The sequence below is a fragment of the Nostoc sp. ChiQUE01b genome, assembly GCF_034531255.1.
In the GTDB taxonomy this organism is placed as follows: Bacteria; Cyanobacteriota; Cyanobacteriia; order Cyanobacteriales; family Nostocaceae; genus Nostoc.
Genome location: NZ_JAVRBM010000059.1, coordinates 21,759 through 35,288 on the forward strand (window position 1 = coordinate 21,759; position 13,530 = coordinate 35,288).

Consider the following 13,530-nt stretch of genomic DNA (forward strand, 5'->3'; position numbering starts at 1 on the left):
ATGAGTACGAAGTGCCTCATACCACTGCTCCTTTGATAAAAATGGATTACCTCGGCTGCGTTCATAGTCCTCCAGGGGATTCATCAACAAACCCCAGCTAATATCGAAAGCTGGTTCAGGTTGAGTTGACTCCCAGATTAGGAGCAAGCCTTCGGGAGCCAGTAGAGAGCGAATATGCTGGAGAGTTTTTCCTATGTTCTGGGTCACATGCAGCACATTGTAAGCTATGACTACATCAAAATTATGGCTCTTGTACCCCTGCTCTTGAGGTGGCTGCTCAATATCTAGCAAGCGATATTCGACAAACGGATAGGTATTAAACTTTTGTTGGGCTTCGTCCAAAAACAAAACACCTACGTCAGTGAAAGTGTAATTGGTTTGCTCGGACGGCAAGACAGGTAACAATTCTGCCGTAGCGAGTCCCTGTCCAGCCCCAATTTCCAGAATTCTTAGGTTCACTTCTGGTGGTACTAACCTCACTACCTGTTGCAGAATAGTCTGCATGATTCCCTTGTAGTACTTATCCAAACTAAATTTTGGATTTGAATTTTCCGATTCCTTATTTCTCAGAGCAACAAACAACTCCAATGGTTCTTTTTCACCAATCATTACATCTGCCAGATTTTCGCCACAGATTTGGAGTTGATCTATTACTTGGGGTGTGTTTGCCCATCTGACTCTAACTTCTTGTGCAAGAACATTTATAGAGTCCGTTGAAAATGGAAGCAGGTTTGTAAAAATTCCTTTATCTTGCTGCAAGTGACTTTGCTCTACCAGTACATCTAGCCAGCGACATAACAATTGTCGGTATTGAGGAATAATCTGGCATTGCTCAAATAACTCCTGAATAGAATACCTTTGGTCGAGATTGTTAAAAGCTCCTAAACGCCTGAGCGTAAGATTTATGTAACCAGCACATAAACGATCTAACCACTGTTTGTTCGCCAAATAACTTTGATGCTCGAATTCCTTAATGCCGTCAGTTTCTTGTATGAGAGCAGCTTCTACCAGAGATTTCCAAAGTTCTGATGCTGTTAACCTTGGCTTAAACTGTCTTTCGGAAGGTGCTAGCTTTTGTGGTTCAATCCAGTACCTTTGTCGCTCAAAAGGATAGGTAGGCAAAGGCAAACGATGACGCTGTTCATGGATATAAAATCCTGACCAATTTATATCTACACCAGCAAGCCACAATCGACCTAAAGTCTCCAACAACCAAGCAACATCCGATTGTTGTTCTTTGACATGGCGTAACGAAGTTAATACCTGTTGTTTGGCAGTTTTATCTAAATGCTGTTTTGTTAATGTGCTTAAAGTTCGTCCTGGCCCCACCTCGAGAAAAACACCTTCAAACTGCTCTAACAGTTGCGATATTCCATCTGAAAATCTCACAGTTTGTCGCAAATGTTGACACCAATAATTAGGATTTGTCGCTTGTTCTTGAGTAATCCAACTACCTGTTAAATTGGAAATAAAGCGAATGCATGGTGAATTCAGTTGGAATTTTTTCACCAACTGCACAAACTCCTCTAATATTGGTGACATCATCTGTGAATGGAACGCATGAGATGTATGCAATAGTCGGCATTCAATCCCTTGAGAGGATAATTGATCCTGGAAGGCTGCGATCGCCTCACAGCTACCAGAAACCACACATGAAGATGGGCTATTAATGGCTGCTATTTGCACAGATGCATCATCAGCCAAGAGCGATCGCACATTTTCTGCTGGCAATGGAATTGCTAACATACTACCTTTAGGCAACTGCTGCATTAATCGTCCCCTAGTGGCGACCACAGCTAAAGCATCTTCTAGGGAAAATACACCAGCAATGGTTGCAGCCACATATTCCCCAATGCTGTGACCAATCATTCCCTCTGGATGTACTCCCCATTCCATCCATAATTGAGCAAGGGCATATTCGATGACAAACAATGCTGGTTGGGTGATTGCGGTTTGTTGCAGTTGTTGACTAGCTGTTTTTTGCTCTTGTTCTTGGGGAAAAAGTACCTTGCGGATGTCCAGAAGAAGATATGACTGAAGAATCTGGGCGCAAGTATCTACATGTTGACGAAATGTCGGTTCAACTTCGTACAGTTCCCGTGCCATATCCACATATTGCGCCCCTTGTCCAGAAAACATGAACACGACTGGACAGTGTTTGGGTTTGTGGTGGTGAGTTAAAACACGTTGTGGATTTTGACTACTCAACACTTCCACAGCATCGTTTAGGTCACAGCATACTACTAGACGACGATGCTCAAATGCTTGACGACCTACTTGTAGGGTGTGGGCAACATCCGCTAGGTCAATTTTCGGGTGTTGCTGGAGGTGCGCTAGTAGGTTATCTGTGGCTGTTTCTAACGCTGTGCTGGTTTTGGCACAGAGGAGTAACAATTGCCACGGGCGAGATGCACTAGACTTTTCAATGACTGGCGCTTGTTCTAAGATGATATGGGCATTTGTGCCGCCAATGCCGAAGGAACTGACTCCGGCGCGGCGTGGTGTGCCGTTGGTTTGCCACGATGATAATTTGGTGTTGACGTAGAAGGGGCTGTTGGCGAAATCTATTTCTGGGTTGGGTTGTTCAAAGTGCAGGCTGGGGGGTATTTGTTGATTTTTCAGGGCAAGAACTGTTTTGATTAAGCCTGTGACTCCTGCGGCTATGTTCAAATGTCCGATGTTGGTTTTTACTGAGGCGATCGCACAAAAGCCCTTTTTGCTTGTGCTAGCACGAAAAGCTTGTGTCAAAGCCTTGATTTCAATGGGATCGCCTAAAGCAGTTCCAGTACCATGTGTTTCTACATACGTGATAGTCTCAGATTCAACTCCAGCTAAGGCAAGGGCCTCTAAAATGACCTCCCTCTGACCATCAACACTGGGGGCTGTATATCCAACTTTTAAGGAACCATCGTTATTAACAGCTGAACCTTTGATAACTGCATAAATCAAGTCACCATCAGCAATGGCATCCTCTAATCTTTTCAAAACTACTACACCTAAACCATTGCTACCATTAGTTCCTTTAGCTTTGGCATCAAAAGCTCGGCAGTGTCCATCAGGAGAATGAATTCCGCCTTCTTGATATTGATAACCAGATTTTTGCGGCACTAGTATAGAAACGCCACCAGCCAAAGCCATATCACTTTCACCATTGAGTAAACTTTGGCAGGCTAAATGGACAGCAACTAACGATGTAGAACAGGCAGTCTGAACATTGATGCTTGGCCCCTTCAGGTTTAACTTGTAAGAAACTTGTGTGGGCAGAAAATCCTTGTCGTTTCCAATCAAAAGTTGGAAACTGTCTACTGATTTCATCAAGTCCCGGTTGGGATATAAGTTAAAAAGTAGATAGTTACTTGCAGCGACACCAGCGAAAAGACCAATTTGACCATCATAGATTTGAGAGTTATAGCCAGCATTTTCTAGAGCTTCCCAAACACATTCCAAGAAAAGACGGTGTTGTGGATCTGTAATTTCGGCTTCTTTAGGAGGAAAACCAAAAAATGAAGCATCAAATAACTCTATATCTTCCAGTACACCACCTGCTTTGACGTAACTAGTTTGATTCAGCAATACTGGATCTATCCCTGCCGATACTAATTCCTCATCAGTGAAAAAAGAAATAGACTCTATACCATCTCGAATATTTTGCCAAAAAATATCAACGTTTTTAGCTCCGGGTAAACGCCCTGCCATACCGATGATAGCTATTTCGTCTTGCTTGTTTAACATATTCATCGTGAAGTTGAGATAAACTGTGCTGAAGAAATCAAAAACTTGTTAGTTGTTGCATCTAGTTTTTATTCGAAATTCTTGCTTTGTTATAGTAAACAAATAATTCTAATAATTATTATTCGGATTAACTAGAATACTTTTTTGATCTCAAATAAGTAATTAATTATTGAGACATTTGGTTTAACTGGTGTCATTTTACGTCTTGAAATAATTGGATTTTTGGCGTTGTTGAATTTAGGGATGAATGTCTTACGCAAAGGCGCAAAGGAAAATCTATAACCTACATTCCGCATTTATACGACACCGGATTTTTTAGCTCATCATTGTAATGAAACACCCTTTTGCTTTGTCGCTGCTCGATGTTTTTTTCTAGCTTGTTTGCGTTGCTGTACTGAAGCACTTCTGCTTTCATGGCGATGAGAATGTTGTGTAAAACCTGCTTGTTCGCTTGACTCTTGAATCAGATATTTAGCTAAGTAACTGATGGTAGGATACTGAAACATTTCAATCATAGAGAAATCTCGCTGAAATGTTTTTTGCAATTTGCTATAAACTTTAACCAAGAGTAATGAATGACCGCCAAGTTCAAAGAAGTTATCATGAATTCCTACATTTTCAACTTGGAGTATTTCTTGCCAAATATCAGCAATAGTTTTTTCTACCTCGGTTTGGGGTGGCTGATAAACTGCTTGCAATTGAGGACGTGCGGTATCACGTGCTTTTAATGCTTTGCGATCGACTTTACCATTTGGTGTCAGTGGCAATGCCTCTAATATCACAAAAGCCGTTGGCAGCATATAGTTTGGTAAATTCGACTCTAAAAAGCCCCGCAGTTCAGTAATCATCAGTGTTTGCTCTGTGTGCGGGACTACATAAGCTACTAAACTCTGAGCATCTGCTGCCACAACCACAGTTTCTCGTACCACTGGGTATTGGCTAATAATTGCTTCAATTTCTCCAAGTTCGATGCGGAAACCACGAATCTTCACCTGATAATCAATACGTCCCAGGTATTCAATATCTCCATTAGGTAAATAGCGTGCTAAATCGCCTGTTTTGTACAAACGCGCTGCTGAGTTATTGCTAAAGGGGTTGGGGATAAATTTCTGGGCGGTCAGTTCCGGACGGTTGAAATAGCCTCGTGCCAGTCCTTGTCCACCTATATGCAATTCGCCTGCTATACCTACAGGAACTAACTGGCTGTATTGGTCTAAGATGTAAAGTTGCGTGTTAGCAATTGGGTGACTAATGGGTACAACTTTGCTATCAGTTTTTATCTGAGATGCTGCTGACCAAATGGTGGTTTCGGTAGGACCATACATATTCCATAGTGAGTGACACCGTTGCCGTAATTGATTGGCTAGATGTGCGGGTAAGGCTTCGCCACCACAGAGGATTTTTAATTGATCGTTACCACCCCAGCCTGTAACCAGAAGTAACTGCCATGTCGCTGGTGTGGCTTGCATGACTGTAGCTTTTGAATCAGCCAGTGTTGCTGACAACTGCGTTACGTCCAAGGCTACTTCTCGACTAACAACTACTAACCGACCACCTACTATGATTGGCAGGAAAAGCTCTAATACCGCAATATCAAAGGAATTGGTAGTGATTGCCAGTAAAGTATCCTCCTGGGTTAATCCTGGGGTTTGCTTCATAGCGAACAAAAAGTTGCTCAAAGCGCTGTGGGGAATTTGTACACCTTTTGGTTGACCTGTGGAACCAGAAGTATAAATGATGTAAGCTAGATTTTCAGTAGTTAACTGACACAATAAATTTTCTTTGCTTTGTTGGGCGTTCGGCGTTCGCGGAGCGTCTCGTTGGTGTAGCCTCTCGTAGAGAAGAGAAGCCGTGCCGTAGGTATTCGCCTGCCAATCAGTATCCAAACAAATGACTTGGGCTTTGTGTTGAGGCATTGCTGACAAGAGGGAAGCTTGAGTCAGCAATAATGGTACTTGAGCATCTTCTAGTATGAAAGCTAATCGTTCTTTGGGATATGCTGGATCTAGTGGTATGTATGCACCACCTGCCTTGAGGATGCCTAAAAGCCCGACTACCATGTAGAGCGATCGCTCTACACAAATCCCTACCAATACCTCTGGTTTTACTCCCAGCTTTTGCAAATAATGCGCCAGTTGATTTGCTTTGGCGTTCAGTTCCCGATAGCTCAACTGTTGGTCTTCAAAGACAACTGCGATCGCATTTGGTGTTTTCTCTACCTGCGCCTCAAACAATTGATGAATGCACTTATCTTGAGCATAGTCTGTCTTGGTATCATTCCACTCAACTAATAACTGTTTTACTTCAGATGGGGTTAGTAATTGCAAATCTGAAATCCGTTGTTCGGGATTACTAACTATGCTTGACAATAAAGTCTGGAAGTGTCCCAGCATCCGGGTAATAGTAGCACTATCAAAGCGACGGGTATCATATGAAATGCACAGATTCAATAAGTCTAATTTAGGCACTACCTTTACGGTGAGAGGGTAGTTTGTCCAGTCAAATAATGACCGAGATTGATCCAATAACTGAGATTCAACAACCCCTATGCTTTGAGCAAGCATTCCTTGATTGTAATCTACTAACTCATTATCAAAAATTAAAATACTATCAAATAATTGTAGACCACGAGGTATCTCACTCCATTGTTGAATTTTGAGTAACGGACTATATTCATACTCACGCATCTGAACTTCTTCGGCTTGAAGCTTTTTCAGCCAAGGTGAGAGATAAGCATTACTCTGCACTTGTACTCGTAATGGCAGTGTGTTGATAAAGAGTCCGATCATAGACTCTGCATCTGCTAGGGCAGTGGGTCGCCCTGAAGATGTAGATCCAAAAACTATATCTGACTCTTGGTTATAACGATTTAAAAGTAAAGCCCAAGCTCCTTTAATTAGGATATTTAAGGTAATCTGATGCTTACGTGCAAAAGATTTTAAGGCAGTTGTCATAGTAGCCGACACTGAGACTTCTTGCCTTTGATAATTTTCTTTTTGGTCAGAAAAGCTAGCAGAAGACTTACCCACAATAATTGGTGTTGGTAGTGTGAATCCTTTGAGTTTCTGCCGCCAAAAAGCCTCTGCCTGATTCAGGTCTTGCTGCTGTAGCCAAGCAATATATTCTCGATAGGGACGGGGAGCTTCCAGATATAAATCTTGGCCTTGGCAAAAAGCATTATAAAACTCATAGAATTCCTTCCACAACCAATTTATAGACCATCCTTCCATTAATATGTGGTGAAAGCTGAAAACAAATTCATAAGTGTTATCAGCTACTTGAATCAATGTTAGGCGGATTAATGGAGCTTGAGAAAGTTCAAAGCCGCGATCACCATCTGCTTTTAAGAAAGCTTTTAGCTGCTTTTGTTGCTCTTGTAAAGATAATTGCCGCCAGTCTTGGAATTCCCACGGCAAGTCCACTTGTTGATGAACGACCTGATAAGGTTTATCAAGATTATCCCAATAGAAAGAGGTACGCAAAATTGTATGGCGATCTACAATTCGCTGCCAAGCTTTCTGAAAGGCTAAGACATTAAGTTGAGTTTGCAAACTGAAGCAAGCTTGCTCAAAATACACTACAGAATTAGGTGCAGCAATCTTGTGAAAAAGCATCCCCTGCTGCATGGGTGAAAGTTCATATATATCTTCAATATTATTTTGTATCATTGAAAATTTCTCCTACCTGATTGACCAACCTGAGCTAGCAACTTACTCAAGTTTTCTTGATTTATATTTGCTACTGAAAAATCTGAAGGGGTATACTCTACTGTTTCCAGGGACTGACAATGGGTGATGAGAGACAAGAGCGCTTTGACAAAATTATCTGATAACTTTTCTATTGTCTGACGTTGATGGAGATTTTTGCTGTAATACCAATCTAACTGCAACTGACCTTCAGTAACTGTCCCAATCAAATGTAACTTATGAGGCTGAGTTGCTTCGAGACTGCGCGTCGCGTCAGGCAATTCTTCAGTCAATTGGAACAAAGAATCTTGAGGCAAACTTTTAGCAATCTGACCAACGTAAAGAAATGCCACCTCTGCTTGAGGAAGTGACCGAATTTTATCTTGAAGTACCGTATCCTGACTCAGATAGCGTAATACTCCATAGTCAAGACCCTCACTAGAAATGCTACGCAGTTGCTCCTTAATCACTTTTAAGGCATCGCCTGGATTGTCAGTTTTTTCTAAGTCCAAAAGTACAGGATAGGTAGTAGTAATCCAACCTACTGTCCTTGATATATCGGCATTATCTATACCACTTGTACTGACTTCTCGCCCATTTTCTTCAAGGTCAACCAGGAGCAAATTTCCGCCTGTCCATCCTGTAAAAGCCTGTACAAGAGCAGTGAGCAGAACTTCTTGTGTATTAGTTCGATAAACTGCTGGAACTTCTTGAAGCAGGACTTGAGTATCTTTAGCACTCAGTGTTACTGAAACAATTTGCTCTGATGCTACATTGTTGATGCTACCAGAATAATCTATTGGCAGAGGAGAAACTTGCTGGTGGCGATCGCTCAACCAGTAATTTTGAGCTTTCTGTAAATTTGCTGAGTGAGCATATTCCTCTAGCCGCAAAGCCCATTGTTTATAAGAGGTTGTTTTTGGTGGCAGATCAATTGCCTTACCCTGACGGAGTTGCTGATAAGCCGTTTGCAGATCCTCTAACAAGACTCGCCAAGAACCGGGATCTACTCCCAAGTGATGGATAGCGATGAGCAAGCGGCTTGATTTATTTGCACCAAAGTCAAAAAGCGCTACCCGCACAATCGGACCTGCTGACAGGTTGAGACTAGCTTGTAATTGACCAGCAGTTGTCTCCAGTGCCAGTTTTTGAGCATCAGATGACAATGCTGACAAATCTATGTGTGTAAATGGTACTTCTTCAAGGCTAGTGATAATTGCCTGCCAACCACATTCTGACAATCTGAACCGCAGGCGAAGTGCATCATGATGTAAGAATAGTTGCTGCCATGCTTGCTCTAACACGACGGGATCGACAACTTCTGTGGCTTCTAATAAAATTGACTGGTTCCAATGGTGTGGTTCTGATATATTACGTTCAAAGAACCTGTGCTGAATAGGCGTCAGAGGCAGTGAACCAGTTACTAAGCCTTGTTCAGCCTGGACAATTTGGGTTGTGCTTGCTACCTTTGCGAGTTTGGCAATTGTCTGATGTTCAAATAATTGCTGAGGAGTTAGTCGAAAACCAGCTTTAGCAGCTCTGGCACTGACTTGAATGCCAAGCACAGAGTCCCCACCCAACTCGAAAAAGCTATCGTGAATACCTATTTGCCCAATACCAAGGAGTTCTTGCCAGATATTGGCAATAGTTTGCTCTACCTCACTTCTCGGAGCAACATAGACATTATCTAAATTAGGTCTTAAATAAAATGAAGCGGAACTGGTTTTTGAGGCAAGTTGAGAATCTTGAGGAATTTCCAGTTTAATCCATCTCTTGATGCTAGCTTGCAAGTCTACCGTTGATGTAACTATCTGAGTAAATTTACTTGTAGATAAAGCACGTTTAAAAACCTCCAGACCTTCTTGCCGCGTCATCATCGAGTCCGCACCTTTGAGCACAGTCATCGATTCAGAGGATTCTTGAGTGATCCAGTCGCCATAATTGATGCTCAACCAAGGAATAAGACTTGTTTGATTGTGTTTGTGTACAAAAGCATCCGTGAATATGTGCGCTGCTGGATAGGCAGCCATGCCCAGTACACCCAGAACAGATGCTAATGACGATATGACTACGCAGAAATCGAGTTGTTTTTCCTGTAATATTTTTTTTAATACAAATAATCCATAGCCTGTGGAGCGTAATTGAGTTTCACACTCAGTTTTACTTATCTGCTGAACAGTGTTGTACACTCTCACAGTTGCAGTATGAATGACACCATGAATCTCACCAAAGTGGTTTGATGCTTGAGTCATTACTGCTTGCATTTGTTCGAGATTAGCAACATCGGCGCGGCAAATTAAAACTTCAGCACCCAATGCTTCTAATGCTTGCACTTTCTGGATTTTGCGACTGATATTGTCGTTTTCATCATGAGCTGCTAGCCATTGTGACCACTCTTGTCTTGTGGGCAAACCTGAACGCCCTGTGAGAATTAGTTTGGCATGTGCTGTCTGGGCTAAATATTCTGCTAGAACCAAGCCAACATCCCCCAAACCACCAGCGATTAAGTACACTCCCCTTTCCCTGATGGAAATTTTTTCTTGAGTTGGTTCCTCAAGTTGTATTGGTTCAAAAGTTTGCACCCAACGATGTTTGCCACGGTAGGCAACTATATTTTCAGATGCCGTTTGAGTGAGTTCTGTTACAAGTTGGTCTATGAGTTGATTTTCTTGGGGTGTCCCTGATTCAGGAATGACTACATCAATATGACGACAGGTGACATTGGGATATTCTTGAGGAATTACTTTACACATTCCCATGACAGTTGCTTTTTCTGGACACAACTCTTCATCGCCATTCACCTCTTGCACATTGTTAGTTGCAAGCAGAATTTGCAGATCGTTGGTAACTTCTTGTTTTCCCAATGCCTGCGCCAGGAAAAGTAGACTATAAAAACCATTATTTTGACATTCTTCAAAAAACTGATGAGGTGATTCTGCGTGTGCGTTGGGGATCAGACTCCAAAAATGAGCGATCGCATTTGGTTTTAAATCCAATGAGTCAAGTTCCTTCAGTAAGGTATCATAATCACAGCTTGCTTGGGGATTAATTGCGTAACGGCGTTGGCGCAGCCTGTCTGTAGTACATTCGCCTAACTTGGTAAACTGTTCTCCAACCGTCACAGTGATGACATCATGACCCTGTAATTCTAGCTGTTTGGCAACTTGGGAACCAACTCCAATAGTATTAACAAAGACTAAGCAACATAACTTTTGTACTGATTTTAATGGTATGGGAGAGCGCTTCCAGGAGGGGATGTAGAACCAGTCGGCAATATTTGGGTTTTTGTGTAATGCTGGTTGCGATAGGGCCTTGCGCGGCTCACCTTGGAAGCATCGCGTAGCCAAGTTAGCTTCAGGATTGGCATCAATCCAGTAACGTTGGCGTTCAAAAGGATACGTCGGTAAGGGGATGCGATCACGTTGTTCATCGGCGTAAAAACCAGACCAGTCTACTTTTGTCCCTGCCAACCAAAGGCGACCCAATGTGTTCATTAAGAAGGCGACATCTGACTGTTGCTCGTAGGAATGCTGTAGGGAAGGGAGCATTACAGATTTAGCTCTATCGTCACTTTCTAAACATTGCGATGCAAAACTACTCAATGCCTGACCGGGCCCAACCTCCAGTAAAATGGGATTGTCTTTTTGGCATAACTGTTGCACTCCCGAAGCAAAGCGCACTGCTTGGCAGAGGTGCTTCACCCAATAACTGGGATCTGTTGCCTGGTCGGCTGTAATCCAAGTTCCCGTAACGTTGGATAAATAGGGAATTTTCGGGGGTTTGAGGCTAAAGGTTTGCACTAAATCGTGAAAAGTTGGTGCGATCGCCTCCATCATCACAGAATGAAAAGCATGAGAAGTCTGTAAACGCTTCCCAACTAAACCCCGTGTACTCAACTGTCTTTCCAATTTCTCAACAGCATCTGTGAAACCTGCAATCACACACAACGATGACCCGTTGATTGCAGATATGGAGATTTGATCGTTCAACAGAGGTTTTATTTCCTCCTCTGAGAGAGCGATCGCCAGCATTGCCCCACTTGGTAACTCTTGAATCATTTGCGCTCTTTTAGCTACCAAAGTTAAAGCGTCTTCTAGACACAAAACCTCTGCTAGAGTTGCTGCTACATATTCACCAATGCTGTAGCCAATCATTGCCGAAGGACGAATTCCCCATGATATCCACAATTGAGCTAAAGCGTATTCAATGACGAAGATAGCTGGTTGGGTGAGAAAAGTTTGATTCAGCTTTTGAGTGCTTACATCTGCTTGTTCTGTTCCACGACCTAGCATTTTTCGGAAATCTAGCCCAGCAGCAAGGGTATTTGGTTTATTTTCATTCTTACTGTTTCTCTTGGGATACAGAATATCTCGTAAATCAAGACCAAGCTGGGGTTTGAGGAGTTTGCAGCATTGGTCAACACAGGTGCGAAATGTTGGCTCAGTTTGGTAAAGTTCAAGAGCCATATCAATGTAATGGGTTCCCAATCCAGAAAACATGAAGGCAACAGGGCGTTCCTGAGTTTTCTGAGTACTGCTGAAAACTCGTTTAGGATCTTGAAGTGCGTTGACAGCATCTTGAATATCTCGGCAGACAACTGCACGCCGATAGTCGAAGTTTCTGCGCCCAACCTGCAATGTATAAGCCACATCAGCAAGATTTAAATCAGGGTATTCTTGCAAATAATTAGCTAGATTTGTTGTAGCCGTTTCCAGTGCTGAACTAGTTTTGGCGGATAACGTTAACAACTGCCAAGGGCGAGAAGAACTGGAAGCTTCGACAACTGGGGCTTCTTCAAGAACTACATGGACATTAGTTCCCCCTAACCCAAAGGAACTAACTCCTGCACGTCGGGGAGTGCCATTTGTTTCCCATTCCGAAAGTGTGGTATTGACGTAGAAAGGACTATTGGCAAAGTCAATTTCGGGATTAGGGGAAGTAAAGTGTAAGCTGGGAGGTATTTGTTTGTGCTTGAGTGCCAGAACAGTTTTGATTAATCCCGTTACACCAGCCGCAGTATCCAAATGCCCAATATTGGTTTTGACAGAACCAATGGCGCAGAATCCAATATTTTGGGTACTAGAGCGAAAAGCTTGTGTCAGGGCCGCAATTTCAATGGGATCTCCTAAGGCTGTTGCTGTACCGTGAGTTTCAACATAAGTGATAGTTTCTGGTTCTACTTCGGCTACTACTTGGGCTGTTCTAATTACTTTTGCTTGGGTATCGATGCGGGGAGCTGTATAGCTGACTTTAAGTGAACCATCATTATTGATAGCCGATCCTTTGATTACAGCATGAATGCGATCGCGATCGTTCAAAGCATCTTCTAATCGTTTTAATACCACAATACCTACACCTTCACCGCCCACAGAACCCTGTGCCTTAGCATCAAATGCACGGCAATGTCCATCGGGAGATAATATTCCCCCTTCTGTGTACATATACCCGTCTTTTCTTGTGGCACTTATGGCAACTCCACCAGCTAAAGCGATATCGCATTCACCATTCAGCAAGCTCATAATCGCTAAGTGAACAGCAACTAATGAAGTGGAGCAGGCAGTTTGCACGGCATAACTAGGGCCTTCTAAGTTAAGTTTGTAAGAAACGCGTGTGGTTAAATAGTCCTTATTAGCTGCTATTGTGAGTTGCTGAGGATCAATAGAATTGACGATATTTTGATTTAAATAAATATTAAGTAAGTAACTGCTCAGACTAGAACCGCCATAAACACCAATAACACCTTTATAAGTTTGTGAATCGTATCCAGCATTTTCCAGGGCTGACCAAGCACACTCTAGGAAAATTCGGTGTTGCGGATCTGTAATTTCTGCTTCTCTGGGATTAAAGCCAAAAAACTCTGCATCAAATAATTCTGCATCTTCTAATACAGCCTGTGCTTTTACATAATTATGCTCATTTAATATAGATGAACTTACACCTGCTGACAATAATTCTTCATCAGTGAAAAAAGAAATTGACTCCACGCCCTTTTGGAGATTATCCCAGAATTCATCAATGTCTTTCGCTCCCGGAAAGCGCCCTGTTAAGCCGATAATTGCTATTTCTGAACCAGTGAGAGAATTTGCTGCTGTGGTAATAGTCATAATTTTGA

The 13,530-nt window shown here is 42.4% G+C and carries 2 protein-coding genes and 1 pseudogene; all 3 read right to left on the bottom strand.

The features are described 5' to 3' along the window. Positions 1-3: 3 nt before the first annotated feature. Positions 4-3,738 (bottom strand): annotated as a pseudogene (locus RMY63_RS41945) (beta-ketoacyl synthase N-terminal-like domain-containing protein); the annotation flags it as partial. Positions 3,739-4,055: 317 nt separating this feature from the next. Then, the gene (locus RMY63_RS29215; RefSeq protein ID WP_322732057.1) at positions 4,056-7,400 is read right to left on the bottom strand and encodes an amino acid adenylation domain-containing protein; all 3,345 of its coding nucleotides are present in this window, start codon (positions 7,398-7,400) and stop codon (positions 4,056-4,058) included. After that, positions 7,397-13,522, bottom strand: a complete 6,126-nt coding sequence (locus RMY63_RS29220; protein WP_322732058.1) for a type I polyketide synthase — start codon at positions 13,520-13,522, stop codon at positions 7,397-7,399. Before RMY63_RS29220 ends, RMY63_RS29215 begins: the two co-directional genes overlap by 4 nt. Positions 13,523-13,530 lie beyond the last annotated feature (8 nt).